The sequence below is a fragment of the Methylomonas sp. MS20 genome (assembly GCF_050275925.1).
GTDB lineage: Bacteria > Pseudomonadota > Gammaproteobacteria > Methylococcales > Methylomonadaceae > Methylomonas > Methylomonas koyamae_A.
In genome coordinates this window covers 3,214,728-3,239,972 of sequence record NZ_CP189962.1, presented here as the reverse complement: position 1 = coordinate 3,239,972, position 25,245 = coordinate 3,214,728, and the positions used below count along the sequence as shown (strand labels likewise).

General features: G+C 57.2%; 25 protein-coding genes. 10 read left to right on the top strand and 15 right to left on the bottom strand.

Annotated elements, in window-relative coordinates; genetic code table 11:
• Positions 1-15 precede the first annotated feature (15 nt).
• On the bottom strand, positions 16-915 hold the full coding sequence (locus ACQE3D_RS14470; RefSeq protein WP_313729962.1) for a carbohydrate kinase family protein: 900 nt from the start codon (positions 913-915) through the stop codon (positions 16-18).
• A 234-nt stretch (positions 916-1,149) separates the two neighbouring features.
• On the opposite strand from ACQE3D_RS14470, the gene ACQE3D_RS14465 reads away from it, so the two are divergent.
• Together ACQE3D_RS14465 and fucP are read left to right on the top strand one after the other, a co-directional pair.
• The gene (locus ACQE3D_RS14465; protein ID WP_313729964.1) at positions 1,150-3,342 is read left to right on the top strand and encodes a glycoside hydrolase family 3 N-terminal domain-containing protein; all 2,193 of its coding nucleotides are present in this window, start codon (positions 1,150-1,152) and stop codon (positions 3,340-3,342) included.
• A gap of 12 nt (positions 3,343-3,354) precedes the next feature.
• Positions 3,355-4,623, top strand: coding sequence for an L-fucose:H+ symporter permease (gene fucP / locus ACQE3D_RS14460; protein WP_313729966.1), 1,269 nt, complete (start codon positions 3,355-3,357; stop codon positions 4,621-4,623).
• A 12-nt stretch (positions 4,624-4,635) separates the two neighbouring features.
• Here the strand turns inward: fucP and ACQE3D_RS14455 are convergent, their stop codons facing one another.
• From ACQE3D_RS14455 to ACQE3D_RS14445, 3 genes are read right to left on the bottom strand one after another with little or no spacing between them, the layout of a single operon-like run.
• Positions 4,636-5,733, bottom strand: coding sequence for a protein-glutamate methylesterase/protein-glutamine glutaminase (locus tag ACQE3D_RS14455; protein ID WP_313729967.1), 1,098 nt, complete (start codon positions 5,731-5,733; stop codon positions 4,636-4,638).
• A gap of 23 nt (positions 5,734-5,756) precedes the next feature.
• Positions 5,757-6,353: a chemotaxis protein CheD gene (locus tag ACQE3D_RS14450; protein ID WP_064025676.1), complete on the bottom strand. Its 597-nt coding sequence runs from the start codon at positions 6,351-6,353 to the stop codon at positions 5,757-5,759.
• The gene (locus ACQE3D_RS14445) at positions 6,350-7,171 is read right to left on the bottom strand and encodes a CheR family methyltransferase (RefSeq protein WP_313729968.1); all 822 of its coding nucleotides are present in this window, start codon (positions 7,169-7,171) and stop codon (positions 6,350-6,352) included. Before ACQE3D_RS14445 ends, ACQE3D_RS14450 begins: the two co-directional genes overlap by 4 nt.
• Before the next feature lie 90 nt (positions 7,172-7,261).
• Here ACQE3D_RS14445 and ACQE3D_RS14440 point away from each other — a divergent pair, with 90 nt between their 5' ends.
• The 5 genes from ACQE3D_RS14440 to ACQE3D_RS14420 all read left to right on the top strand — a co-directional run bounded on the left by ACQE3D_RS14440 (position 7,262) and on the right by ACQE3D_RS14420 (position 13,674).
• Entirely contained in the window at positions 7,262-8,473 is a 1,212-nt protein-coding gene (locus ACQE3D_RS14440; protein WP_313729969.1) for a methyl-accepting chemotaxis protein, read from the top strand.
• Between the two features lie 78 nt (positions 8,474-8,551).
• Positions 8,552-8,884 carry an STAS domain-containing protein gene (locus ACQE3D_RS14435; protein ID WP_082885370.1) on the top strand — a complete coding sequence of 111 codons (333 nt, stop codon included), beginning with the start codon at positions 8,552-8,554 and terminating at the stop codon, positions 8,882-8,884.
• The gene (locus ACQE3D_RS14430; RefSeq protein ID WP_313729970.1) at positions 8,881-11,064 is read left to right on the top strand and encodes a chemotaxis protein CheA; all 2,184 of its coding nucleotides are present in this window, start codon (positions 8,881-8,883) and stop codon (positions 11,062-11,064) included. Before ACQE3D_RS14435 ends, ACQE3D_RS14430 begins: the two co-directional genes overlap by 4 nt.
• A gap of 39 nt (positions 11,065-11,103) precedes the next feature.
• Positions 11,104-13,137 (top strand): methyl-accepting chemotaxis protein, encoded by a 2,034-nt coding sequence (locus ACQE3D_RS14425; RefSeq protein ID WP_313729971.1) that lies wholly within the window; start codon positions 11,104-11,106, stop codon positions 13,135-13,137.
• 12 nt (positions 13,138-13,149) lie between these two features.
• Positions 13,150-13,674: a chemotaxis protein CheW gene (locus ACQE3D_RS14420; protein ID WP_064025665.1), complete on the top strand. Its 525-nt coding sequence runs from the start codon at positions 13,150-13,152 to the stop codon at positions 13,672-13,674.
• 58 nt (positions 13,675-13,732) lie between these two features.
• Here the strand turns inward: ACQE3D_RS14420 and ACQE3D_RS14415 are convergent, their stop codons facing one another.
• The 3 genes from ACQE3D_RS14415 to rpiA all read right to left on the bottom strand — a co-directional run bounded on the left by ACQE3D_RS14415 (position 13,733) and on the right by rpiA (position 16,811).
• Positions 13,733-14,164, bottom strand: coding sequence for a bacteriohemerythrin (locus ACQE3D_RS14415; RefSeq protein ID WP_313729972.1), 432 nt, complete (start codon positions 14,162-14,164; stop codon positions 13,733-13,735).
• 195 nt (positions 14,165-14,359) lie between these two features.
• Positions 14,360-16,033 carry a formate--tetrahydrofolate ligase gene (locus ACQE3D_RS14410; RefSeq protein WP_427550956.1) on the bottom strand — a complete coding sequence of 558 codons (1,674 nt, stop codon included), beginning with the start codon at positions 16,031-16,033 and terminating at the stop codon, positions 14,360-14,362.
• A gap of 100 nt (positions 16,034-16,133) precedes the next feature.
• Positions 16,134-16,811 carry a ribose-5-phosphate isomerase RpiA gene (rpiA, locus tag ACQE3D_RS14405; RefSeq protein WP_064025659.1) on the bottom strand — a complete coding sequence of 226 codons (678 nt, stop codon included), beginning with the start codon at positions 16,809-16,811 and terminating at the stop codon, positions 16,134-16,136.
• A 160-nt stretch (positions 16,812-16,971) separates the two neighbouring features.
• On the opposite strand from rpiA, the gene ilvA reads away from it, so the two are divergent.
• Complete coding sequence (gene ilvA / locus ACQE3D_RS14400; RefSeq protein ID WP_175463702.1) at positions 16,972-18,504, top strand: threonine ammonia-lyase, biosynthetic; 1,533 nt, start codon at positions 16,972-16,974, stop codon at positions 18,502-18,504.
• Between the two features lie 183 nt (positions 18,505-18,687).
• Here the strand turns inward: ilvA and ACQE3D_RS14395 are convergent, their stop codons facing one another.
• Both ACQE3D_RS14395 and ACQE3D_RS14390 read right to left on the bottom strand, forming a co-directional pair.
• Entirely contained in the window at positions 18,688-19,065 is a 378-nt protein-coding gene (locus ACQE3D_RS14395) for a hypothetical protein (protein WP_064025655.1), read from the bottom strand.
• An 11-nt stretch (positions 19,066-19,076) separates the two neighbouring features.
• Positions 19,077-20,072, bottom strand: a complete 996-nt coding sequence (locus tag ACQE3D_RS14390) for a methyltransferase domain-containing protein (protein ID WP_313729975.1) — start codon at positions 20,070-20,072, stop codon at positions 19,077-19,079.
• A gap of 106 nt (positions 20,073-20,178) precedes the next feature.
• On the opposite strand from ACQE3D_RS14390, the gene ACQE3D_RS14385 reads away from it, so the two are divergent.
• Positions 20,179-20,493, top strand: coding sequence for a hypothetical protein (locus tag ACQE3D_RS14385; protein ID WP_313729976.1), 315 nt, complete (start codon positions 20,179-20,181; stop codon positions 20,491-20,493).
• 13 nt (positions 20,494-20,506) lie between these two features.
• Here the strand turns inward: ACQE3D_RS14385 and ACQE3D_RS14380 are convergent, their stop codons facing one another.
• The 5 genes from ACQE3D_RS14380 to ACQE3D_RS14360 are packed head-to-tail and all read right to left on the bottom strand — an operon-like array spanning position 20,507 to position 22,814.
• Entirely contained in the window at positions 20,507-20,839 is a 333-nt protein-coding gene (locus tag ACQE3D_RS14380; RefSeq protein WP_313729977.1) for a hypothetical protein, read from the bottom strand.
• Between the two features lie 21 nt (positions 20,840-20,860).
• Positions 20,861-21,598: a tRNA threonylcarbamoyladenosine dehydratase gene (locus tag ACQE3D_RS14375; RefSeq protein ID WP_064025644.1), complete on the bottom strand. Its 738-nt coding sequence runs from the start codon at positions 21,596-21,598 to the stop codon at positions 20,861-20,863.
• Positions 21,595-22,260, bottom strand: coding sequence for a TatD family hydrolase (locus ACQE3D_RS14370; RefSeq protein WP_313729978.1), 666 nt, complete (start codon positions 22,258-22,260; stop codon positions 21,595-21,597). Before ACQE3D_RS14370 ends, ACQE3D_RS14375 begins: the two co-directional genes overlap by 4 nt.
• Positions 22,260-22,508 (bottom strand): rubredoxin, encoded by a 249-nt coding sequence (locus ACQE3D_RS14365; protein WP_427550952.1) that lies wholly within the window; start codon positions 22,506-22,508, stop codon positions 22,260-22,262. Before ACQE3D_RS14365 ends, ACQE3D_RS14370 begins: the two co-directional genes overlap by 1 nt.
• Before the next feature lie 60 nt (positions 22,509-22,568).
• Complete coding sequence (locus ACQE3D_RS14360; protein ID WP_313729980.1) at positions 22,569-22,814, bottom strand: hydrogenase expression/formation C-terminal domain-containing protein; 246 nt, start codon at positions 22,812-22,814, stop codon at positions 22,569-22,571.
• 2 nt (positions 22,815-22,816) lie between these two features.
• On the opposite strand from ACQE3D_RS14360, the gene ACQE3D_RS14355 reads away from it, so the two are divergent.
• Positions 22,817-23,353 (top strand): REP-associated tyrosine transposase, encoded by a 537-nt coding sequence (locus ACQE3D_RS14355; RefSeq protein WP_313729981.1) that lies wholly within the window; start codon positions 22,817-22,819, stop codon positions 23,351-23,353.
• A 126-nt stretch (positions 23,354-23,479) separates the two neighbouring features.
• Here the strand turns inward: ACQE3D_RS14355 and ACQE3D_RS14350 are convergent, their stop codons facing one another.
• Positions 23,480-24,787: an ankyrin repeat domain-containing protein gene (locus tag ACQE3D_RS14350; protein ID WP_313729982.1), complete on the bottom strand. Its 1,308-nt coding sequence runs from the start codon at positions 24,785-24,787 to the stop codon at positions 23,480-23,482.
• Positions 24,788-25,245: the final 458 nt, after the last annotated feature.

Sequence of the window (25,245 nt, the reverse complement as noted above, 5' to 3'; positions counted from 1 at the left end):
TTTGGCGGTATTGGTTTACTGACGCCATTGCGCGAGCAGCGCGAGCTGTTGTTCGAGCGTCGGCAGGCCGGGTCTGGCGCCCAAGCGTGTGCAGCACAAGGCGCCTGCCGCGCTGGCGTAGCGCAACAGGGTTTGCCATTCCAGGCCGGCGGCCAGACCGGCGGCGAAGGCGCCGTGAAACGCATCGCCGGCGCCGGTGCTGTCCACCGCCAGCACCGGCGGCGCTTCCAACGCGCCGGTTTCCGTGCCGCGCCGCCAGATCAAACCGCGCGCGCCGAGCGTGATGACGGCGGCCGGCGCGAGTTCGGCGAATTTGACCAGCGCCGCCTGTTCGTCGCCGGCATATTGCACGGCCATTTTTTCCGAGCAAACCGCATAATCGACTTTGTCCAACAGGGCCAAGGTGCCGGCGTGCAGCGAGCCGCCGTCCAGCACGCTGCCGGTCTGGTCGTCCGCCGCCGCCAGCGCGGTCAGCGATAGTCCCGGTTCGTGACCGTCGCAAAGCAGGACTTTGGCTTCCCGGCCGGTGAAGCTTAATCGCTCGGCCGGCAAGGCTTCGGTCCCGCCTTTGTAATTGATGAGGGCCCGTTGGCCGTTGGGCTTGACCAGTACCGCCGATAGCGGCGTCGGCGAATCGCCGCGCACCACCCATTGCGTACCGACCCCGGCCGCCAGCAATTCCCGCAAGTGGCTGTCGCCGTAGACGTCGTTGCCCAAATAGCCGCAGAAGCCGGCGCTAGCGCCCAATCGGGCGACCGCCACCGCCGCGTTGGCGGCCGGTCCGCCGCCGCAGCCAAGCAAGTCGTCGGCGACGGTCTTTTCGTCGGGACCGGGATGGTGCGAAATCGCGAATACCAGGTCGTAACTGGCGTGACCTATGCAAAGTACATCCAAGCGTTGGGCGTTCGTTGTCATCGGCGGATTGTGTTCGTGGTTAAATGAGCGATTATACCTTCCGAACCGACCGGAAAAGTCCGGCGATGCCTTGAGACGCAGGCGGGCAGATGATTTAATGTCGTCCGTTTTTCCGGTCGCGTCGCGGCCGGTATGTTCGCCGGCCGGCCGGTTTATCCCGTTACCTTTACCAAAACCTTGAATATCAAAGCCGTTTTAGTGTCCCTTTCCTTATTCGTTTTGTCGGAGTCCGTCTTGAGCGCTGAACCCAACCCAAGTCCCGTGGAAGAGCGAGTGCAAGCGCTATTGGCGCAAATGACGTTGGAAGAAAAAGTCGGCCAAATGACCCAGATCGACTTCAGCGTGGTGTCGGTCGCCAATGGTCAGGATGCCGAGAATCCGGTCGATCAAGCCAAATTGGACGACGCCATCTTTAATCATCACGTCGGTTCGATTCTGAATACGCCGACCACGCCGAACAACCGTGCCCAGCCTATCGAAAAATGGCGGAACATCACCCAAAGCATTCGGGACACCGCCGCGCGGTCGCGCTTGAAAATTCCGGTGATTTACGGCATCGACGCGATCCACGGCGCCACCTATACCCAAAACTCGGTCTTGTTTCCGCAGGCGATCAGCATGGCGGCGACCTTCAATCCCGAATTGTCGTTCAAGGAAGGCGAAATCGTCGCCCGCGAGGTCAAAGCTTCCGGTTTGGACTGGAATTTCTCGCCTGTGATGGACATTGGCCGACAGCCGCTGTGGCCGCGATTGTGGGAAACCTACGGCGAGGACGTGCATCTGGCGCAAATCCTGGGCGGCGCGTTCATTAAAGGCCACCAGGGCGAGGATATGGCCGCCGCCGACAAGGCGCCGACCTGTCTAAAGCATTACGTCGGCTACAGCTATCCGTTGAACGGCAAGGATCGCACGCCGGCCTGGATCGGCGAACGGGCCTTGCGCGAATGGTTTTTAGCCGGATTCGAAGCCGGCGTATTGGCCGGCGCACCGACCGTGATGATTAACTCGGCCGAAGTCGATGGCATACCCGGCCACGCCAATTATCATTATCTGACCGAGATCCTGCGCGGCGAACTGGGTTTCAAAGGCTTCACGGTGTCGGACTGGGAAGACATCATCCGTCTGCACACCCGCGACAAACTGGCGGCCAGCCCGCGCGAGGCGGTGAAGATGGCGGTGATGGCCGGCGTGGATATGAGCATGGTGCCGTTCAATTTCAGCTTTTACGATTTATTGCTGGATTTAGCCAAAAGCGGCGAAGTGCCGCTCAGCCGTATCGACGAGGCGGTGGCGCGCATTCTGCGCGTCAAATTCCAAACCGGTCTGTTCGAGCGTACCGAGCCGGCCTTGCCGGTGGCCGGCTATTTCGCGACCGCCGAGGCGGTTGAGGTCAATCGACAAGCGGCGCGGGAAGCCATCGTATTAGCGAAAAACGACAACCGCATGCTGCCGCTGTCCAAAACAGCCAGTATTTTGGTGACCGGTCCGACCGCCAATCTGCTCAGTGTGATGAACGGCGGTTGGACGATTACCTGGCAAGGCGCGTCCGAGGAACTGTATCCGAAACAGTATCCGACGTTGTTGCAGGCGATTCAGCGTAAAACCAGCGGCCAAGTCACCTTTGTCGGCGGTCAGCGTTTCAGCGATGAAATCAACATCGAGCAAGCGGTTAACGAAGCCCGCAAACACGATGTGGTAGTGCTGGCGCTGGGTGAAAAACCGTATACCGAAACCGAGGGCAATATTGACTCGTTGGCCCTGGACCCGGTGCAACTGCAGTTGGCTAGGGCGATCTTCGAAATCGGCAAGCCGGTGGTGTTGGTGACTTTCGGCGGCCGGCCGCGCATCATCACCGAAATCGCCGACAAGGCGAGGGCGGTGGTATTGGGCTTTTTGCCCGGTATGGAAGGCGGCGCGGCGCTGGCCGACATTTTGTTCGGCGATGTCAACCCGAGCGGCAAACTGCCGATTTCCTACCCGCGCGCGGTCAACGACATCACGCCCTACGACCATAAACCCATCGAAGCTTACGAGACCAATCAATATCGGCCTTTGTATCCGTTCGGCCACGGCTTGAGTTACACCCGTTTCGAAACCAGTGGATTGTTGGTGAAACCGGCGCAAATCAAAGCCGGCGACAGCGTGGAAGTTAGCGTCAGGGTTAAAAATACCGGCACGCGGACCGGCCAGGAAACCGTGCTGGTTTACTTGAACGACATAGCGGCTTCGGTATCGCGCCCGGTCAAGCAGCTAAAAGCCTTCGAGAAAGTCGAGTTGCAGCCCGGCGAGCAAAAGACCTTGCATTTTACGTTGACCGCTCAGGCCATGTCCTTCATCGGATTGAATATGCGGCGCGTCGTCGAACCGGGCGATTTCAAGGTGATGGTCGGTGACGAATCCGTGCCGTTCAGTGTCTTGCCGAATTAAGCGGAGAATGCCATGACCGACGCGCAGAAAGCCGCCAACCCGCATCTGGGTTCGCTGACGATCCTGACTTCGCTGTTTTTCATCTGGGGTTTCATCACCTGCCTGAACGACATTCTGATTCCGCATTTGAAGGCGGTGTTCACGTTGAATTACTTCCAGGCGATGCTGATTCAGTTTTGCTTTTTCGCGGCCTATTTCGTGATGTCGGTGCCGAGCGGCCTGTTGGTCGAAAAGCTCGGTTACCAACGGGGCATCGTTATCGGCTTGGCGGTGGCGGGCTGCGGTTGTCTGTTGTTTTATCCGGCGGCCTGGCTGCGCCTGTACCCGCTGTTTTTGACCGCGTTTTTCGTGTTGGCTTCAGGAATTACCTTGTTGCAGGTCGCCGCTAACCCTTACGTCACGGTGCTTGGGCCACCGGAAACCGCATCGAGCCGCTTGACCTTGACTCAGGCCTTCAATTCGCTGGGCACCACGCTGGCGCCGTTTTTCGGGTCCTGGTTGATATTGGCGACGGCGGTGAAAAGCGCAGAGCAGATTCAAGGTTTGAGCGCGGAGGACTTGGCGGCCTATCAGGCCGTCGAAGCGGCGGCGGTACAGCATCCGTATTTGCTGTTGGCGACGGTGCTGTTTTTACTGGCGGTCGTGTTTGCGCTGCTGAAACTGCCGGCCGTCGAAGCCGAAGCGTCGTCAGCCGGTGGCGTAGGCGGCGACAGCCGGGCCAGCGCCTGGTGTTATCCACATCTGGTGCTGGGCGCGCTGGCGATTTTTGTTTACGTCGGCGGCGAAGTGTCTATCGGCAGCTTCTTGGTGAGTTTTCTGAGCCAGCCGGACATCGGCGGCTTCACCGACGCCGAAGCCGGTCGCTATGTGTCGTTTTATTGGGGCGGGGCGATGGTCGGCCGCTTCGTCGGCGCGGCGGCGATGCGTTCATTGGCGCCCGGCGGGGTGCTGGCGTTCAACGCCTTGAGCGCGGCAGGCTTGGTGGCCGCGACGATGCTGATCGGCGGCGGCTGGGCGATGTGGACGATCTTGGCGGTCGGCTTGTTTAACTCCATCATGTTTCCGACTATCTTCTCGCTGGCCTTGACCGGCTTGGGCAAACATACCGGGCAAGGCTCCGGGATACTCTGCGCCGCGATTGTCGGCGGCGCGATTTTACCGGTGCTGCAAGGCGCGTTGGCGGATCGCTGGGGGATACAACATGCGTTTATCGTCCCGCTGCTGTGCTATCTGTACATCGGCTATTACGGCTGGCGGTGCCGCGCGCTGCAAGTTGCTTAATGCCTTAGCGCTTCAGCCTTTCAGGAACTTGGCGCGAGTCGGCGAATGGATGATTAACTCCGGTATCGCCGATAGCGGCAGTTCGCCGTCGGTTGCCCCCAGTTTCACGGCTTCCTTGGGCATGCCGTAGACCACGCAACTGGCCTCGTCCTGTGCGACGGTCAAGGCGCCGGTGTCGTGCAATTCCTTCATCCCGTGGGCGCCGTCGTCGCCCATGCCGGTCATGATGATGCCCAATGCGTTTCGGCCGGCCGCCTGGGCCGCCGAGCGGAACAGCACGTCGACCGACGGCCGATGCCGACTGACCAACGGGCCGTCCTTGATTTCCACCCGATATTGGGCGCCGCTACGCCTCAGCAACATATGCTTGCCGCCCGGCGCGATCAGCGCCAAGCCGGGAATGACCCTGTCGTCTTGCTCGGCCTCCTTGACGTTGATTTGACACAAACTATCCAGGCGCTTGGCGAACGCGGCGGTAAAGGCTTCGGGCATGTGTTGCACGACGACGATGCCCGGCGTGGTGCGCGGCAGTCGGGTCAATACGTATTCCAGGGCCTGAGTGCCGCCGGTCGAAGTGCCGATCGCCACGACCCGGTCGGTGGTTTCGCCTATCGTCGTCGCGGTCGAGGGTGGGATCACCGAATCGGCGTTCAATTTGGGATTGACGATCAACGCGGCTTTCGGGACGGCCGGCGCGGTCTTTTTGACGCGGGCGCGGGCGGCGCCGCGGATTGCGTCGGCAACCTGGCTTTGGGCTTCCTGCAAAAAGCCTTTCAAATTGACGGTAGGCTTGGTGATGATATCCACTGCGCCGGCGCTCATGGCTTGCATCGTTACCTCGGCGCCGCGCGCGGTCAACGTCGAGCAAATTACCACCGGCGTCGGCCGTTCGCTCATCAGTTTGCGCAGAAAGGTGATGCCGTCCATCCTCGGCATTTCGATATCCAACACGATCACGTCCGGCCAATCTTTTTCCATCTTGGCTTGCGCGAAGATCGGGTCCGGCGCCGAACCGATGACCTTGAAACCGGGAATGTCGGCCAGTAGCGCGGTTAATACCTGTCTGACGACCGCCGAGTCGTCCACGATGAAGATTTTGATGTCCGTCATAGTAATCGTCCTGCCGAGGGTGGCTACCAGAAATCGATGTCGCCGGTAGTGCGTTTGGTTTCGTCCAAGGTTTTTTTCCAGAACCGACGTTCGTCCTGAACCACCGCCAGCTCCAGGCCGTGGCCGATTTTTTTGATATACACCGAAAAATCGCTGCCCATGAAATGCACGTTGCGACCGTAGTCGCCGCCCAGGCAGGCGCTGACGATCGGTATGTTTTCGTTTTTTAAAAATTCGCGAACGAATTGAACGTTGACGTCGCCGACCGTCGGCCGATTCCAACTGTCTTCGCGAAGTTTCAGAACGTTGCCGCCGCCGAAACATTTGGCTTTCAGTTGCGAGCGGTCGGCGCCTTTTTTCATCATGTCGTTGATCAACAGTTCCATCGAATAAATGCCGTAGCGGCCGTAATCGGACTGAATAATAGGCGTATTTGCCGCTTGTTGTTTGTAGGCCAGCAGAAAATGGTTCATCCCGAACACGCCGTTGACCGAATCGTAAAGGCAGACCGCGACGCAAGAGCCCAGCAGCGTCGATATCACTTCCGGCTTGCGGGATACGTAATGCTCTCCCGGATCGATGGTTATGCGTTGGGTATTGCGGTAAGGGGTGGCTCTCATGACAGTCGGTAGATCGAGGGTACGACGGTTTGCAGGCGTTGCGTGACCGAGTGCAGGCTTTCCGAGTGGCTGACGACGAAGTAGCCGTGCGGTTGCAGCGCGGGCAACAGATTTTCGACGACGCGTTTTTTGGTATCCGGATCGAAATAGATCAACACGTTGCGCAGAAAGATCGCGTCGAATTTACCGAGATGGCCGGGCAAGGGCTGGGTCAGGTTGATTTGCTCGAATTTGACGCGCTCGCGCAGCTCGGCGTTGACCCGGAAATGGCCGGCTTGGCTGCGGACGCCCTTCAGGCAATATTTTTCCATCAGACGGCGCTCCAATTGTTCGATTCTGTCCAGTGGATATATGCCGGCTCTGGCGACCTCCAGTACTCTGGTACTGAGGTCGGAACCCAGGACTTCCCAGGCTCGATTGCGGCCTTTGTCGGTCAGCACCATCGCCAGCGAATACGCCTCCTCGCCGCTGGAGCAAGCCGCGCTCCAGATTCTGAGCGGCTGAGTCGGCCAGGCGGGGAGCATCTTGTCGCGCAGGAACTCGAAATGGCTGGGTTCCCGGAAAAAATAGGTTTCGTTGGTGGTCAACGCGTTGACCAGTAGCTGGAACTCGTCCGGGTGTTCGGGATCGGTCGCTAGGCGGAAATAGGCGCCGTAGTTGTCGAGGCCGTAAAAGTTCAGACGTTTAGCCAAGCGGCTGGCGACCATGACGCGTTTTTCCGGGAGTAGCGCGATGCCGGCGTGTTCTTGCAGCAAGCGGCGAAACCGCTCGAACTCTTCCGGCGTGATGGGCGAAATGCTGATAACTGGGTCCTCCACAAACCGAATAACGGGCCGCCGTTAAGTTGAATGATGCCATAAAACCCACTAAGATCAATCGTAGTCATTTTATTCAATTCCGGAACCACTATGCCAACCCCAGCCGGTCTATCGACAGCCGAACTTTCCGATGCCACCAGTTTCCGTCTATTGCCGATCGGTTTGAGCGTGCTCAGCAGCTCGGCCGTCGTCCTACTCGGGAATTTTAGTCCACTTTCGTGGGCGCTGGCCGCCGGTCTGGTTCTCGGCGGGTTTGTGGTCGGCCAATATTTGGCGGTGCGCTTGCGCGAGCGGGTTCAGCGTTGCGCGCAATTCTGGCAAGGCGACGAAGACGATAAAGTCAACGATTTAAAGATTTACGTCGGCGAATTGGAGCGCTTGTTCCTGCAAGTCGTGCCGATAGTACTGAGGCAAGTTCAGACCTCCCGCACCCACACCGAACGGGAAATCACCGTGTTGACCGATCGCTTCGCGGCGATGGCGGGCAACCTGGAACAGTTGATTGCCGGCACCGGCCAAAACTCAGGCGGACGTAGCGTGGATTCGCTATTCAACGAGAGCCGCGGCGCGCTATCGGCTGTGCTGGCGGCCTTGGGCCAAATTCAGGAAGTCGAGCATACCGTCGTCGACGAAGTTCGAAAATTGTCGTCGCACACCCGCCAGTTGGACTCGATGGCCAAGGAGGTCCGCAAAGTGGCCGAGCAAATTAATTTGTTGGCGCTGAACGCGGCGATCGAGGCTGCCCGCGCCGGCGAAAATGGGCGCGGATTCGCCGTGGTTGCCGACGAAGTCCGCAAGCTGGCCGGATTTTCGTCGTCAACCGGCGAAAAAATCAGTCAGGCCATCGGCGATATCAATCGGGCGATGGAGTCGACGTTGAAATTGTCGGAAGCTTCCGGCAGCAATGACGACAGAACCATCCGCGACGCGGAACAGTCGATACGTTCCGCGCTGGACGACTTGCAGCGCGCGCTGGATGCTTCCAAGAGCGAAGGCAATCTGTTGCGAGGTCATAGCGCCCAAATTCGCGACGAGATTTTCTCGGTACTCATCGCTTTCCAATTTCAAGATCGGGTCAGCCAAATGCTCAGCCATGTCGAGCACAATCTCGAAGGCCTGCAAAATGCGGTCGAAACCCGTCACGACAGTAGCGACTGGCATGCCGGCAGCCTTGATGTCGCGCAAATTCTTTCCAGGATGGAGCTAAGCTATACGATGCCGGAAGAGCTGATCAATCATACTTCAGGCGGGGCTGTCGAGAGTGCCGGGCCGGCGGACGACGGCGATATCACGTTTTTCTGATCCAAGACAAAATCGTCGGCGGCTTCGGCGATTACGATAACTTTGTGGCCGGTTCCGGTCGGTAGTGAGGGGCGTTTCGTGAGCATCCGGGAAATAACGGTGGATGGCGGCCGAGTGGAGCTCGCCGCGCAGGCTGAGTTGACGATCTATCAAGTCCGCGATGCGCGCGGGCAATTGGCGGCCTATCTGGATGTCGCCAGCGAATTGCAGATCGATCTATCCGCCGTTCGCGAGTTCGACGGCGCCGGCGTGCAGTTGTTGATGTACATGAAACAAGAGTGCGCGCGCCGGGATGTCGCAATGCGGCTGATCGGCCATAGTCAGGCCGTCGTCGATGTCTTCGAATTGTTGAACCTGGGCGAGCATTTCGGCGATCCGATGGTGTTAACCGCAAGTGGGAATGAATCATGAGCGATTTCGATGCCGCATTAAACATTTTTGCCCAGGAAGCCGGCGAGTTGCTGAACGACATGGAAGACGCGTTGCTGGCGCTGGAGTCGGCGCCTGGCGATGCCGAAATCGTGAACCGCTTGTTTCGAGCCATGCATACCATCAAGGGTTCGTCGGGGCTGTTCGGATTCGATCCGATCGTTGCCTTCACGCACGAAGCGGAAACGGTGCTTGACGGCGTCCGCCAGGGCGAGCGGCCGATCGACGCCGAATTGATTTCCGTGTTGTTGGACAGCAAGGATCATGTTGCCCAGCTGGTTGAGCATTGTCTGGCGGCGCCGGAAACGGCGTTGCCGGAGGATTTGGTGGCACGCGGGCGCTCGCTGATCGGCCGTTTGGGTGGACGGTGCGAAGGTGCGGTTAGCCCGGCGCCGGAACCTTCGGTATTGACCAGTGAAGCCGGCGGACCGATTTCAGCGGACGACCACTGGCTCATTTCGTTGGCATTCGGCGAGAATGCGTTTCGCAACGGCATGGACCCCTTGTCGTTCATTCGCTATTTGACCACGCTGGGCGAGATTCGCCAGATATTGACGCTGGCGCCGGCGATGCCGGCCGGCGATTCGATGGACCCCGAAAGCTGTTATCTGCATTTCAAGATCGCTTTGCAAAGCGAGGCGAACAAACAAACCATCGAATCGGTTTTCGAATTTATCGTGGACGACTGCGACATCAAAATTTTGCCGCCGAACGCCAAGCTCAGCGACTACTTGGGGTTATTGGACAATTTGGAGCCGGCTCAGTGGCAAAAGCTCGGCGATATGTTGGTCGAAATCGGCGCCCTGACGCGCGGCGAAATCGACTCCGCGTTGCGAGAACAGGATGCCGCCCGATGCGCCGGAGCCGGCAAGCCGATTGGTGAAATCCTGGTGGAAAGACAGGTGGTACAGCAACCCATCGTCGAGCACGCCTTGCGGAAACAGGAACAGACCAAGCAAAAGTTGGCCGCCGAAGCCAATTACATCCGCGTCGATGCCGGCAAACTGGGCCATCTGATCGATCTAGTCGGCGAATTGGTGATCTCCAGCGCGGCGATGAATTTAATCGTCGAGCGCCATGGTCTCGGCGATGCCGGAGATGTCGCGGCCGGCATGAACGCGTTGGTCGGATCGATACGCGATACCGCGTTGGAGCTCAGGATGGTGCAGATCGGCGAGACCTTTTCGCGGTTTCGGCGCGTGGTCCGGGATGTTGGCAAGGAGTTGCGCAAGGATATCGAGCTTTATATCAGCGGCGGCGAAACCGAATTGGATAAAGCCATGGTCGAAAAGATCAACGACCCGCTGACGCATTTGGTCAGAAACGCGCTCGATCACGGCATCGAACCCCCGGAGCAGCGCTTGGCGGCCGGCAAGCCGGCCCAGGGTAGCGTGCATCTGAACGCCTTCCATCAGTCCGGCCACATTGTCATTCAGGTTGCCGACGACGGCGCCGGCTTGAATGCCGACAAAATAGTCGCCAAGGCGATTGCCGCCGGTTTGATCAAGGCCGATCATAGTTTGAGTCGCCAGGAAATTTACGGTCTGATTTTCGCGGCCGGTCTCAGCACCAAGGAACAAGCGACCAGCCTGTCCGGGCGCGGCGTCGGCATGGATGTGGTCAAGAAAAACATCGAAGCGCTACGCGGTAGCGTCGCGATCGACAGCGTCGAAGGCCAAGGCACGACGATCAGTATCGAGCTGCCGCTGACGCTGGCGATCATCGACGGATTCATGGTCGGCTGCGACCGCGAGCGTTACATCATTCCGCTCAATCTGGTCGACGAATGTCTGGAGATGGGTGATAAGGAATGCAACATCGACGAGGTCGAGCACTATATCAATCTGCGCGGTCAGGTGTTGCCTTACCTGCGCCTGAGCGAATATTTCCAGCAACCCAGAACCGAAACCGGCGAGGGACGCCGGGAAAGCATGGTGGTGGTGAAATCCGGTCGCGGCAAGGCCGGTTTCGTCGTCGACGAATTGCATGGCGAGCATCAAACCGTCATCAAGCCGCTGGGCAAGGTGTTCGAAAAGTTGACCGGTATTACTGGCGCCACGGTACTCGGCGACGGTACCGTGGCCTTGATTTTGGATGTTCCCGGCCTGGTCCAGGCCGCCATGACGCGCCGCCCATCCCGATTAACCGCATCCAGCGCGTGACAGTAAATCACTTTTTCTTTTGCCAAACAGGGTCTATCGATGAACATCAACGATCTCAGAATAAAAACTAAAATATTGACGGGTGCCATGCTGTTGGTGGCGATTACCGTGGGATTCGGCTTGCTGGCGCGCGTTTACATCGGCGAAGTGTCCGGGGCGCTGTTCGGCATCACCGACAACAACGGAAAAGCCGTCGAATACGCCACCGGCGTGGAACGCATGGCATTGGAAGCCTTAGTGGCGCAACGTTCGTACCGGCTCTCCCAAAAGAAGGAAGACGCCCAACAGTTACTCGAAAGTTTAAAGAAGCTGTCGGTTTACCTGGACAAAATCGATCAGGTGGCCAAACAGTACGGCAATAATGAACTGCTGAGCCAATCGAAAATAGCCAGAAGCGGCGCCGCTAAATTTGGCGAGAAGTTTCAGGCTGTGTTGGCCGGGTACACCGCCAATAAGGAAGCCGCCGAAACCATGGTGGAAAAAGGCAATGCGGTTGCGAAAGCCGCCGATGCTTATTTGAAACGCCAAGTCGCCCGCTATCAAGAGGCCAAGGACAAAGGTGCCAACGCGGCGGAACTCGATCAATTCGTGCAGCGCTATGTTGGCGCGACCCAAGCCTACATCAAGGCCTTGGAGATCATGCGCGCCGAAAAAGAGGAGTTGAATCTGAAGGATCGCGCGGCCTGGAAAAAAATGCAGGTTTGGTTGCCCGAGTTGATCGGCATTTATGACGATCTGGAAAAGATCGCCGGGACGGAAGAAGGCAAGCGGATTATCGCCGATGCCAGAACGGCGGCGCACGATTACCATCAGGCCGCGCAAACCTGGATAGACAACGACGAGCAAATGAAGCTGATGCGCAAGGAAATGCTCGACGCCGGCGACGACGTGATCCAGCAAGCCCAGACCGCCGAGGAATCGGGCTTCGCGCAACTGGACATCGCGCGGCAGGATGCCGACAGCTTGGTTTCGGAAGCCAATAAAATCATCTTGGTGACGATCGCGGTATCGTTGATCCTGGGGGTGTTGATCGCCATCTTTTTAGCCAATTTAATCACCCGACCCATCGTGACCGGCGTCGGTTTTGCAAAGGCTTTGGCGGATGGCGATCTCAGCGCCGATCTGGAAGTCGAAGGCAAGGACGAAATCGGCCAATTGGCTCAGGCCTTGCGAGACATGCGCGACCAGTTGGGGCGGGTGGTTCAGCAGGTTAGGTTCAATTCGGACAATCTCAACAATGCGTCGGAACAGGTCAGTATCACCGCCCAGTCGTTGAGTCAGGCGGCCACCGAACAGGCGGCCAGCGTTGAGGAAACCACGTCGTCGATTGAGGAGCTCAACGCCTCGGTTCAACAAAATACCGAAAATGCCCACGTTACCGAGCAAATGGCGGTACGTTCCGCGAACGACGCTCGCGAGGGCGGAGCGGCGGTCAACGAGACTGTCGCGGCGATGAAGAATATCGCGAAAAAGATCGGCCTGATCGAAGACATTGCCTATAAAACCAATCTGTTGTCGCTGAATGCCGCGATAGAAGCCGCCTCGGCCGGCGAGCACGGCAAGGGCTTTGCGGTAGTGGCGGCGGAAGTGCGGAAATTGGCCGAGAGCAGCCGGGTCACGGCCGGGGAGATCAACGAACTCGCCAGCAGTAGCGTCGCGATCGCCGAAAAAGCCGGGGCCTTGATCAACGCCTTGGTGCCTAATATTGCAAAAACCTCCGACCTGGTTCAAGAAATCAGCGCCGCGTCGGTGGAGCAATCCAGCGGCATCAATCAAATCAACGACGCCATGCGGCAATTGGATAAAGCCACTCAGCAGAATGCCGCCAGCGCCGAGGAATTGGCGGCGACCGCCGAAGAGCTGAACGGTCAGGCCGTGCAACTCCAGCAGGCCGTGGCATTTTTCAAGGTGAACGAAGGCCGGCGCGGGGCCGCGTCGAACGGTCGCGGCGCTTCTTCGATGCGCGGGCCGGCGCGTAACGTTGCCAAGCCCTATAGCATCAAACCAGTCGTGGCGCCTGCTTCGGCGGACAACAGTCCGGATTTTAACGATCAAGACTTCGAACGCTTTTAGGCGGAGCCGGCCATGACGAATTTAATGCGGAGCGAGTTGGGAAATTCGTTGGCCGTGCCGGAGCAGGTCGGCCAATATTTGACCTTTCTGGTGGGTGACGAGACCTTTGGCGTCAGCATTTTGGATATCAAGGAAATCATCGAAATCGTCAACGTGACTCGGGTGCCGTTGACGCCGGATTACATACACGGCGTGATCAATCTGCGCGGTAACGTGGTGCCGGTTATCGATCTGGCGGCCCGATTACGCCATAAGCCCACCCAAATCAGCAAGCTGAGCTGTATTGTGTTGGTGGCCGTGCAAGTGGCTGAAACCAGTCAATTAATCGGAATGCTGGTCGATGAAGTACGGGAGATTTTGGAGATACCGCCGGCCAATATCCAACCGGCGCCGGATTTCGGTACCGATATCCGCACCGATTTCATTCAGGCGATGGCGCGAGTAGACGACGCCTTCATCATTTTGTTGGCGATCGGGCGAGTCTTGTCTTTGGAAGAGTTGTCGCAGCTGCGCGAGTTGGTTGCAGACCGGGACTGACTCGGCTTAACCGAGCATCGACACTAGTGTTTCCGGCCGCGTGAGGCATAGGGCTGGATCAGTGCGAATGGAGTCTGAGATCGGCTTGGCTCGGCGTGGTTGACGCCGCCATGTCGGCTAGGAAGTCGCCCAGCAAGCGGTCGACTTCAACGATATGCACCAATATCCAGTCGTTGACAAAGCGGGTGATTTCCGATCGATTCCAACGGTCGCCGCGCACTTCGCTGCTGAGGTGGATGAGTTCGTCCAGCATTTGATCGTGCGCGGCGACATGGGCTTGGTAGCCGGGGTAATCGAGGCTCTTCATCAGCGCTTCCTCGCAATGGAAGTGTTCGCGGATGTGCCGGAAAAAACGAATGAACAAATGAATCAGTTCGTCGCGGTCGCTAGCGCCCAGGACCTGTTCGGCCAGCTCGAACACTTGCCGATGCTGGTCGTCCACTGTCGCGTCGCCTATCGAATATCGGTCCTGCCAAATGAATGTTGCCATGCCAGTGCCTCCGTTTGGCGCCTTCAACGCATCGATAACGAAAACACCGTTAGCGCAAACCTACCGCTGACGTGTCGTCGCTATCAAAATGGTCGATTAAGCATAGCAGAACGCCAAACAAGCGGCGATGGTGGCAAATGACTCGGAGCTTGGAACCGAAGCCGCCAGCCCAAGCCCTTTCGCTGACGCTCAGCGTTAAAATAAACCGCTGATGACACCGTCGTCGCTGATGTCGATGCGCTCCGCGGCCGGCACTTTCGGCAAGCCGGGCATGGTCATCATGTCGCCGGCGATGGCGACGATGAAACCGGCGCCGTTGGCCAGCCGCACTTCGCTGATTTCGACCGTGTGTCCCGACGGTGCCCCCTTGCTGTTGGGGTTGGTCGAAAACGACATTTGGGTTTTGGCCATGCAGATCGGAAAATGGCCGTAACTGGCTTGCAGGGCCTTGATTTCGCTCATCACTTTTGGACTGGTCGAGACGTTGGCGGCGCCGTAGAGCTTGGTGGCAATGGCTTCGATCTTGTTCCACAGCGGCAACTCGCTGTCGTAAACGAAGCTGAATTCCGGTTCGCGGTGGTCGACAATATCCAACACGGCGTTTGCCAGCTCTTCCGCGCCGGCGCCGCCATGCGCCCAATGTTTGGCGATCACGCATTTCGCGCCCAAGGCCTCGCACTTGCTTTTCAGCAATTGGATTTCGGCATCGGTGTCAAAGGTAAAATGGTTGATGCTGACCACGCACGGCAAGCCGTAATGATTTTGGATGTTGCTGAGATGGCGTTCCAGATTGGCGAAACCTTTTTCCAGCGCGGCCAGATTTTCCTGATTCAACTCGTCCTTGGTCACGCCGCCGTGAAATTTCAGCGCCCGTACCGTCGCGACTAAAACCACCGCCGACGGCGTCAAGCTGGCCATGCGGCATTTGATGTCGATGAATTTCTCAGCGCCAAGATCCGCTCCGAAACCGGCCTCGGTGACGGCATAATCGGCCAGTTTCAACGCGGTTTTGGTGGCGGTGACGGTGTTGCAGCCGTGGGCGATGTTGGCGAAGGGGCCGCCGTGGATGATGGCCAGATTGTTCTCCAGGGTTTGCACCAGATTCGGTTTGATCGCGTCTTTCAGTACCGCCGCCATCGCGCCGTGGGCGTTCAGGTCGCGGGCGTAAACCGGCGTGACCTTGTCGGATTTATAGCCGATGACGATGCGGCCCAGGCGCTCCTTCAAATCGGCGCGGCTGGTGGCCAGGCACAAAATCGCCATCACTTCCGACGCCACGACGATGTCGAAGCCATCCTCGCGCAAATAGCCGTTGGCCGCGCCGCCCATGCCGACCACGATCTTGCGTAAGGCTCTGTCGTTCATGTCGACGACGCGCTTCCATTGGATGCGGCGCGGGTCGATGTCGAGTGGGTTGCCGTGGTTGATGTGATTGTCGATCAAGGCCGACAGCAGATTATGGGCGACGCCGATCGCGTGAAAATCGCCGGTGAAATGCAGATTGATGTCTTCCATCGGCACTACTTGCGCATAGCCGCCGCCGGCCGCGCCGCCCTTGACGCCGAAACAGGGGCCCAGCGAGGGTTCGCGCAAGCAGATGATGGTTTTCTTGCCGATTCGATTCAAGGCATCGCCCAAACCCACCGTGGTGGTGGTTTTGCCCTCGCCAGCCGGGGTGGGGCTGATGGCGGTGACCAGGATCAGTTTGCCGTCTTTCTTATCATGCAGGGAATTCAGGTATTCCAGCGACAGCTTGGCCTTGAAATGGCCGTAGGGGTCCAAATGTTCGGCGGGTATGCCGAATTTCTCGCCGGCGAGCTCAATGATCGGGCGCATTTTCGCCTGTTGGGCGATTTCGATGTCGGACATGGGGTGTTTCCTGAATGACGGTTTGTGGCGATAGGGTAACGGTAAGCAATGGCGGACACCGTTGACATTGGGTCCGCCGGTAGAGCGCGGTGGGCGGAGCTTAGTAGCTGATGACTTCGCTGCCTTTGCCAACCAGTACCACGTCGGCGTCGCGCAACGCGAACAGGCCGTTGGTGATGACGCCCGGAATATTATTGATGGCTTTTTCCATTTCGACGGGGTCGACGATATTCAGATTGTAGACGTCGAGAATCTCGCAGCCGTTGTCGGTGATGTAACTGGCCCCGGTCTCTTTGTTCATCCGCAGCTCGGGTTGACCGCCCATTTTCACCAATTGACGGGCGACGAAGCTGCGCGATAGCGGTAGCACTTCGACCGGCAGCGGGAATTTACCCAGGATGTCCACGCATTTGGTTTCGTCGACGATGCACACGAATTTCTTGCTGGCGCCGGCAATGATTTTTTCGCGGGTCAGCGCGCCTCCGCCGCCTTTCAACATTTTTTTATGCGGAGTCACTTCGTCGGCGCCGTCCACATACACTTCCAGGTCGCCGGTTTGGTTCAGTTCAAGGACTGGAATGCCGATTGAGCGTAAATGCTCCGTGGTTTTGCCGGAACTGGACACTGCACCTTCGATGTCGTTTTTGAAGTCGCAGTCGGCCAATAGGTTAATCAGATGAGTTACCGTCGAACCGGTGCCCATGCCGATGATGGGCACGTTTTTCAAGTATTGCAAAGCGGCTTGGGCGACTTGTTTTTTTAATTCGTCTTGCGTCATGGTAGGAAATCCTGATGAGTATGCTCTTATAAATCTGACTCGGCGTTCGACCCGTCATTGTATGGGATAATAACCGATTAACGCCGATCTCTCAGCTGTTTTTACGCCGACCAACCGGTCGGAAACGGGGCATGCCGACCGGTTCATGCCGAGGAATTCAATGCACAATTACATCGAAAAAATATTGCGGGCAAAAGTCTACGACGTGGCCGAGGAGACACCGTTGGACTTTGCGCCGACTTTGTCGGAACGGATCAATAACAAGGTTTATTTAAAGCGGGAAGACTTGCAGCCGGTGTTCTCGTTCAAGCTGCGCGGAGCCTATAACAAAATCGCGTCGCTGACCGCCGAGCAGATTCAACATGGCGTGATTGCCGCCTCGGCCGGCAACCATGCGCAAGGTGTGGCGCTGGCCGCCAAAAAACTGGGCATCAAGGCTTTGATCGTGATGCCCAGGACCACCCCGGAAATCAAAATCAAATCGGTGAAGGCGCGCGGCGCCAAGATTGTGTTGCACGGCGATTCCTACGACGAAGCCTATGCGCATGCGATGGAATTGGTGGCCGAGAAGGGCATGATCTTCATTCATCCCTACGATGATCCGGACGTGATCGCCGGCCAAGGCACCGTGGCGATGGAAATTCTGCGCCAACACAATGCCGACATTCACGCGATATTCGTGCCGGTCGGCGGCGGCGGATTGGTGGCCGGGATCGCCGCCTACGTCAAATTCGTGCGGCCGGATATCAAGGTGATCGCGGTCGAGCCCGACGACGCCGACTGCCTGAATCAGGCCTTGATCGCCGGCGAGCGGGTGGTCTTGGATCAGGTCGGATTGTTTGCCGATGGCGTGGCGGTTAGGCAAATCGGCGCCGAGCCGTTTCGAATCGCCAAGCAATCGGTCGATCAAGTGATGACCGTCAGCACCGACGAAATTTGTTCGGCGATCAAGGACATCTTCGACGATACCCGTTCGGTCGCCGAACCGGCCGGCGCGCTGGCGGTAGCCGGTTTGAAAAAATACGCCGAACAGAACGGTTTGACGCAGCAAACCCTGATCGCGATCGACAGTGGCGCCAATATCAATTTCGACCGTTTGCGCTATGTCGCCGAGCGCACCCAGGTCGGCGAGCACCGGGAAATTTTATTGGCGGTGACGATACCGGAAGTACCGGGCAGCTTTCTGAAGTTTTGCAAAATGCTCGGCAAGCGCTCGATCACCGAATTCAATTACCGCTATTTCGACAGCCGTCTGGCCCAGGTCTTCGTCGGGATCAGCAGCAGCGGCGCGGAAACCGATCGCCAGCAACTGATCGCGCAATTGCGCGACGACGGATTTCCGGTCACCGATATGACCGGCAACGAACTGGCCAAGGACCATATTCGCTACATGGTTGGCGGACACGCGCCCCGCGAGCTGCGCGAGCGGGTTTATAGCTTGCAATTTCCGGAACGTCCCGGTGCCTTGTTAAAGTTTTTGATGGCCCTGGGCAGCCAGTGGAATATCAGTCTGTTCCACTACCGCAATCACGGCGCGGCGTTCGGCAAGGTTTTGATCGGTCTGCAATTGGCCGACAACCAGTGCGGACCGTTTCAACATTGTCTGGACGTGTTGGGTTTGGCTTATCGGGAGGAAACCGCCAATCCGGCGTATCGCTTATTCGTGGGCGGCAGCGAAGCCTGGTTGGATTAATTCTTTCCAAAGCCGGTCAGGGTAGTACCGCTGGGCGGCGTTCGAAACCTACGTTGGGTGTCATGGATTCTTGGGTAAGGCCGTCGACCCGCTCACGGGTGTCGTGTCGAGCGGTGGGTGCCGCCGCGTAATCCGGAATTGACTGGCGATGTTGGTACTGCCCGGTTCGGTGGAAGTCGTGACTTAAGGTTTGTCGTATTGACCCAGCAGGGTTTCCAGTTCTTGAATGCGGCGGTCGCAAGGTTCTATGCTGTCCTGAACCTTGGCTTTGAAGCGCCAGCTCATACTGTCGCCGTCGCTCTCCCGTTCCGCGTATTCGTTCAACCAGTGGCAGGCGTCGTGCATGCGCTCTTCGGCTTTATCCAGCAGGTCGGTGTCGCTCAGCTCGTCGTTGTCGTTCAGCATCATTAAGCGGCTGATCAACGCGTTTTGATGGCGAAACACCGACTCGGCGTAATCGGCGAAATTGTCGTGAAGACTGCCGGCGGGAACGGTCGCGCAGCCGGCCAATAGGCAAACCGGCAGCAGGTTGAACAGAAATAACGGGCGCGAAAACGGCATTGATTTCTCGATCAGGCTTTTTGGGCGGTAATAATACAGTACTCGGTGAGTTTGTCGTGAAACAGTCGATACTGCGCCAGTCCGACTAAATAGTTCGCGGTTTGCGCCTTGCTGCGCAGGCCCAACCATTGACTGACTTTCTGAACCGGTTGCAGGCGTTTGGCGACTTTGTACATGTGCTCTACCGACGGTTCTGTCTGCGCGGTGATGTCGTGACAAACCACGTTTTGAAAGCCCTCGCGGCCGGCCAATTCGGTAATTTCATCGCGGGAGCATAGGTTGGGTACGGCCCAGCCGTTCAAGCAAGTCACGACGGCTTGCCACTGGGCTTCGTCGAATTCGCGCTGCAATAAAAAGCCGTCGCAAACGATCAAGCGGCCGCCGGGCTTTAAGACCCGCCAGGCTTCCCGCAAAAAATCGCCTTTATTCAGCGCATGACACGAGCTCTCCAGCGCCCATACCGCGTCGAAACTGGCGTCCGCGAACGGCGTCGCGCAGAAATCCGCTACCCGGAAGTCCACCAACTCGGCCATGCCGTGGCGTTTGGCGTGTTGGCGGGCGTACTCGGCCTGCTTGGCGCTGATCGTGATACCGGTTACCCGATTGCCGTGGTTTTTCGCCATCCAGATGCTGCTGCCGCCGATGCCGCAGCCGGCATCCAACACCCGGTGGTTGGCGTTCAGGCCGCCGGCGTCATATAAAACCCGATTCTTGTTTAACAAGGCCTGATGTTGGTCGTAACGCGCGTCGCTGTTCCAATAGCCGTAATGCAAGGCCAGGTTGTCGCGATTGCACCAAGCGAATAGGTAGTCGCGGTAGCAGTCGTCGTAATGCCGGGCGGCATCGGCTTGCAATTGCGAGGCCGACAGCTCGCCGTGTTGGCGCAGGCTTTGGTCGCGATAATCCTGGTTGGGTTCTATCGTGTACATGAATCGGGTGCGTTCCGGAAAGGCCGGGCCGGGTGATCGGTTGCCGTTGCTTGGGTTTATACTGCGCGGATTCGACAAATTGCTGTCCTTATCTCGCCTAGCCGAGCATTATAAGCCAGTTGCCGGTTTGGCTTCACACCGGTTTTCGATTCGGCCAGCCGGCCGCGCTTTTGGAGTTTTCGCGATGACCGATCACCGATTCGAAGGGCTACGCGCCGCCCAAGCCTCGTTTCCGCGCAGTTGCCGCACTTGCGGGCGCGTCTATAACAGCGCCGAGGACTTTCTGGCGCAAACCGTCGATTTACCGGCCGGTAACACCGGATTGCGGGAAATGTTGGACGACGACGATCAGGCGGTCGTCGCGGTGTTCAGAAATTGCGTGTGCGGATCGACGTTAATGGACGAGTTTCAGTCCCGGCGCGATGATAGTCCGGAGGGCCGTGCCCGCCGTGCCGAGTTCGCGCGCCGCGAACAACCGGATGACGACGTAGCGGACTAACCGGGATGTGGGGTTAACGTCGTTGGCCGACGGGCAAGCCCAAAATCCGTGCCGCTTCGTTGGGTGCTAGACTTTCCAGCTGCTCGGGATAGACACCGTAACGGATTTTGAACAGGCTGCGCTGCTTGCCGGGCGGCAGTTGTCGCAGGATCTCGGTCAGGCAGCGGCGGACTTCCAGTTGCAAGCGCGCGCTAGCGGCATCCGGGCCAGCAAGCGGCGGAGTTGAGCCATTCCGGTTCGATGGACCGGATTCCGCGGCTGTCGATCCCGAGCGCAAGGCTTGCAGCCGTTTGCTGTTTACCAGATTGATCTGGCGCGGGCCGTTACTGGGTGTGGATTTTGACATGGTGGCTCCGGTTGGTTCGCGTCAGTGATGGGCCGGGTCGTGGATCAAATTGCGGATCACCACCGACGCGCAAACCCCGCCGAAAGCCGCCGGCAGATAGGAAATCGTGCCGTAGGCCGATTTCTTGTAATTGCTGCCGTCGGTGAACATCAATGAATCCTTGTTCACCACTTCCGGCGAAAATACCACTTTTACGCCGCGATGAATGCCGTGCTTGCGCAAGCGTATTCGAATGAACTGGGCGAACGGGCAGTTGTAAGTCTTGGATATGTCGACGACTTTCAAGTGGGTAGGATCGAGTTTGCCGCCGGCGCCCATCGAACAGACGATTTTCAGCTTGCGCGCCTTGGCCGCTCGGATCAGATGAATTTTCGGCGTCAAACTGTCGATCGCGTCGACGATGTAGTCGTAGTGGCATTCGTCCAGCAGCGTGGCGGCGGTATCCGGCGTGATGAATTCGTATTTAATGGTCAGATCGAGGTCGGGATTGATCGCCAGCAGCCGGGCGCCCATCACGTCGGCCTTGGGCTGGCCGTGGGTGGTCGCCAGTGCCGGCAGTTGCCGATTGCGGTTGCTGGCTTCGACGACGTCGCCGTCGACGATGGTCATTTTGCCGACGCCGGCCCGGCAGATGAATTCCGCCGCATAGGAGCCGACCCCGCCCATGCCGACCACCAACACGTGAGATTGTTGCAGCTTGTCGAGTTTGGGCTTGCCGATCAGCAATTCGGTACGGGACAGCCAGCTTAAGTCGGTCATCGAAACACTCTATCGAAATTGGCAACGAGTTGGCGTTGCAGCGCGGTTAAATCCAGGCCGCGAATTGTAGCGGCTTCGGCATGGATTGTCGCAATCGAGATGTCGGCCGCGTCGGTTTCCAGGAACACCCGATCCAGCGGCGCGGCGCGCCAACTGTCTCTGGCCGAGGCGCGCGGGTTCAGCAAGGCCTTGCCGAAACTCAAATAGCAGCCGGCGCAGACGAGTTGCTCGGCCAAGCCCGGCTTGCCGGTAAAGCCATGCACGATCCAAACTTGCTTGGGTTTTAACGTTTGCCGCAGCACCAGCAAATCGCCGTAAGCGCGCACGCAATGCACGATCAACGGTTTTTCCCAGCGCTCGGCGCATTCGATCTGACGGATAAAAGTCCGCCGCTGTAGTTCGTAAGGCGTAGCGGCGCATCGATCCAAGCCGCATTCGCCGACCGCGGCCAGACGGGGCGACAACCGCTCCAAAGCGTCGAAGGCCGCCGCCAGCCCGTGCTCCACCAAGTGCCAGGGATGCAGTCCGGCGCTGATGCGGGATCGCCCGGCCGCCGCGACGACGGCGTCGATGTCGTTGGTGTTGAGCTCCGCCAAGTCGATATTGACTAGGCTACGTTGGACTTCCGGCCGGGCGGAGTGGCAGTGCAGGTCTGTATACATTAAACGCGCGGCGGTGAGTCCAGGGTTGGAAATGGATGCCGCGGAGTGTAACCAAAGTCGTTCGAGCGCGCGAATCGAGAGCGTATCATCGAAGTCCAAGGTCTCGCGGAGCGATCGGCCGTCTCTTCGGCAGGTACAGGTTCGTCCAAAAGCAAAAATCCTGCTTTCGGCGCGCCGCATTGCGGGCAACTCCAATAGTCTGGCAAGTCGGCAAAGGCGGTGACGGGCGGTACTTGCCAAAACGGCATCGCCTTCGGCCGGCAAGCCCGAGGCATCGCCGCCATAAGCGCTGGCGAAGAAACCTTCGCTCACAAGTACACCTGCAAAATTTCCTGCAAACGCTGATGGCTGTCGGCAATGTCTTCCGCCGACGCACAAACTACGTTCGGCACCTCGCTGACTTCCAGCGTATTCAGGATTAACGTATCCCGCGAGTTAAAATAACGCACCCACCAATAGGGTATTCGCCCTTTCTCGTTCCCACGCGCCGCGTGGGAACGCAGATTAACCGCGCCGGCGGTAAGATAGGTATAAGGAATCCGACCAGGTGACACTGATGGGCCGCAGCCGCTACCGTATTCTCCAGCCTCAATATCCGCACTTCATAACCTGCACCGTGCTCAACTGGATACCCATATTCACTCGGCCGGCCATCGTGCAAATCGTATTGGATGCCTTGCATTATCGCCAACTACAGAACGGCTGGCGAATTTATGGTTTCGTGATACTGGAAAATCACATGCATCTGCTAATACAAGCCGACGATCTAGCCAATCAAATCGCCCACTTCAAATCCTACACCGCCCGCCAATTGATCGACTATTTACACGAAATCAAAGCCGAGCGGCTATTGGCCCAACTCAAATGGTTTCGCAAAGCACATAAAACCGACCGGGACTATCAATTGTGGGAAGAAGGCAGCCATCCGCAGTTGATCGATAATCCCGAAGTCTTACGGCAAAAACTGGATTACATTCATCTCAACCCGGTCAAACGCGGTTATGTCGATTTGCCGGAACATTGGCGCTATTTCAGTGCGCGCAGCTATGTCGGCATGGAGGGCTTATTGCCGATTTATCGGGATTGGTTTTAACCTGACCGCGGCGCGGTTAGTCTGCATCCCCACGCGGCGCGTGGGAATGAGGAGAAAACTGTTCTGAAATTCAAAGGTAAATCAGGTGAACACAAGATGTATCCCCGATCATCCAGGGATGACTTATTATCTGGCTCCAGACTGAATAAGTAATTTCTCGGCTGGCTTATTACCCATATATCTCGCAAACTCAAGCGGGGTCAATTGCTTTTCGGCAAATGTAATGTTAGGGCCTACAGACAACGTATTTTCATTAATCCGTTTGATACCGGAAACAGGGAATTTAAAACTGTAACTCTTGTTTAAGTCCAATCCATGCGCCAGCAAAAGCTGCAGCACCTTCTCCGCCGAATCATTTTCGGCAGTTTCCAACCAATGATGTACAGACTGGTCGTCGACTTCTGCGCCGTTATTAAATAAAAGCTCGATAATGTCAGGTCTTTCATAAAGAATTGCTTCAGATAATGCACTGTCACCATTTTGAGCCTTTACGTTTTTACTACCCACGGTTTCGATGAGGACCTTCGCCAAGTCGTAGGAATCTTCAGAAGAAGTGATTGCATATTCAATAGGAGTCACCGATCGGTATTCAAACCCCTTTTCCGGCTCTTCCGGATAGACATTTGGCAAAGCACCCGCTAACAAGAGCGCTTTGACCAAATCTAATCGCTTTTCATAAATAGCCACCCATAACGGAGTTGTTCTGCCATTCCCAGATGAATTTATATCCCAACCAGCGGCAAGCACCGCTTCAAAAGCAGTGAGTCCGGGCAATCGACTAATCAAATACCACGGATTACTATCAGGTGTTCGCATTTCTTTGGCTTCCCGAAGAATGCGTTCGTCATCTTTCAGAACACGATGATGTTCTTTTCCGTTCTCATCTTTAAATTGCGCAATTTCACATTCCACAGCCAGTTGGAAATCACGCGTTACCCGCCAAATAGCCCTAGGAGAATTCTCGTCAGTGACAAAAGCGTGGCGTCCTCGGTAACCTGCATTCAATACAACGATGTAAGGTACGCCATCAACTTTAATCACTCTCTTCTCATATGAATCAGTCGTAATCGGATTGATGAAGTCTTGCGCTACACTAACCTTTATTTCATCCCCTTGCTCACGGCCCGGATTTATCAGCGCCAATTCATAATCCGAGTTGATTCCAGCAACTAACCCTTTGATAGACGCATCGACTTGAAACGAACCAAATATCTCTTCGAAGCCGTCGCCATTAAGATCTTCTTTAACGGTATAAATTGCTGTTTTCAGTATTGCCGGAAATGATTCACGCGAGGAAAGGTCATCCTGTAACACCGCAGATTGGATTTTTCCGGCATCGGCAATTTCAATTATGGATTGGCAAGCGGAGCCTGGTCTGACATTCGTTTGACAACCGGGAAGCAAAAAAAATGACAGCAACACTATTCGATACATCAAACACTCCAAAACGTTTGTGGCAGTTAGTAGGCTGGATAGAGCAAAGCGATACCCAGCAATATAGGCTAAAACTGGGTTTACACTAGCATCCCAACCCAGCCTACCAAAAAAGCTTTGCGATACACAATAATCGTTGGAGTGGACTATTCCCGTTATCCCGCCCCGAGCATCGCAGCTTTTGGTGAGACAAATCGGCAGGATGGCCGATTTGCATGCGTAGCACCCGGAGGCGAGATACATGGATGTATCGAGTGAGCAGCCCGCAGGGGAGCGGCAGGGAGAGCCTGCCCCGCTTTTCGGGTATGCCGCTCGTTTTCGGAAGAGGCTGGGAGCCCCTACGAAAATCCTCGCCAAAAGCGGATGCGGGCCTATATTCGGGGGTGTTTTAGGGTTGCGATAGTGCTTCGAGCAGAAAATCTTTTCGTTCGAGCCTAGTTCCGGCGGGGGCCGTTTCG

Bases quoted from the DNA above. Each gene is read 5' to 3' on its own strand.
- ACQE3D_RS14410 (WP_427550956.1), bottom strand. From the start codon at position 16,033: ATGTCCGACATCGAAATCGCCCAACAGGCGAAAATGCGCCCGATCATT.
- ACQE3D_RS14425 (WP_313729971.1), top strand. From the start codon at position 11,104: ATGAACATCAACGATCTCAGAATAAAAACTAAAATATTGACGGGTGCC.
- ACQE3D_RS14375 (WP_064025644.1), bottom strand. From the start codon at position 21,598: ATGACCGACTTAAGCTGGCTGTCCCGTACCGAATTGCTGATCGGCAAG.
- ACQE3D_RS14365 (WP_427550952.1), bottom strand. From the start codon at position 22,508: ATGCCGTTTTGGCAAGTACCGCCCGTCACCGCCTTTGCCGACTTGCCA.
- ACQE3D_RS14350 (WP_313729982.1), bottom strand. From the start codon at position 24,787: ATGTATCGAATAGTGTTGCTGTCATTTTTTTTGCTTCCCGGTTGTCAA.
- ACQE3D_RS14430 (WP_313729970.1), top strand. From the start codon at position 8,881: ATGAGCGATTTCGATGCCGCATTAAACATTTTTGCCCAGGAAGCCGGC.
- ACQE3D_RS14415 (WP_313729972.1), bottom strand. From the start codon at position 14,164: ATGGCAACATTCATTTGGCAGGACCGATATTCGATAGGCGACGCGACA.
- ilvA (WP_175463702.1), top strand. From the start codon at position 16,972: ATGCACAATTACATCGAAAAAATATTGCGGGCAAAAGTCTACGACGTG.
- ACQE3D_RS14370 (WP_313729978.1), bottom strand. From the start codon at position 22,260: ATGTATACAGACCTGCACTGCCACTCCGCCCGGCCGGAAGTCCAACGT.
- ACQE3D_RS14355 (WP_313729981.1), top strand. From the start codon at position 22,817: ATGGGCCGCAGCCGCTACCGTATTCTCCAGCCTCAATATCCGCACTTC.
- ACQE3D_RS14470 (WP_313729962.1), bottom strand. From the start codon at position 915: ATGACAACGAACGCCCAACGCTTGGATGTACTTTGCATAGGTCACGCC.
- rpiA (WP_064025659.1), bottom strand. From the start codon at position 16,811: ATGACGCAAGACGAATTAAAAAAACAAGTCGCCCAAGCCGCTTTGCAA.
- ACQE3D_RS14440 (WP_313729969.1), top strand. From the start codon at position 7,262: ATGCCAACCCCAGCCGGTCTATCGACAGCCGAACTTTCCGATGCCACC.
- ACQE3D_RS14450 (WP_064025676.1), bottom strand. From the start codon at position 6,353: ATGAGAGCCACCCCTTACCGCAATACCCAACGCATAACCATCGATCCG.
- ACQE3D_RS14455 (WP_313729967.1), bottom strand. From the start codon at position 5,733: ATGACGGACATCAAAATCTTCATCGTGGACGACTCGGCGGTCGTCAGA.
- ACQE3D_RS14385 (WP_313729976.1), top strand. From the start codon at position 20,179: ATGACCGATCACCGATTCGAAGGGCTACGCGCCGCCCAAGCCTCGTTT.
- fucP (WP_313729966.1), top strand. From the start codon at position 3,355: ATGACCGACGCGCAGAAAGCCGCCAACCCGCATCTGGGTTCGCTGACG.
- ACQE3D_RS14380 (WP_313729977.1), bottom strand. From the start codon at position 20,839: ATGTCAAAATCCACACCCAGTAACGGCCCGCGCCAGATCAATCTGGTA.
- ACQE3D_RS14395 (WP_064025655.1), bottom strand. From the start codon at position 19,065: ATGCCGTTTTCGCGCCCGTTATTTCTGTTCAACCTGCTGCCGGTTTGC.
- ACQE3D_RS14420 (WP_064025665.1), top strand. From the start codon at position 13,150: ATGACGAATTTAATGCGGAGCGAGTTGGGAAATTCGTTGGCCGTGCCG.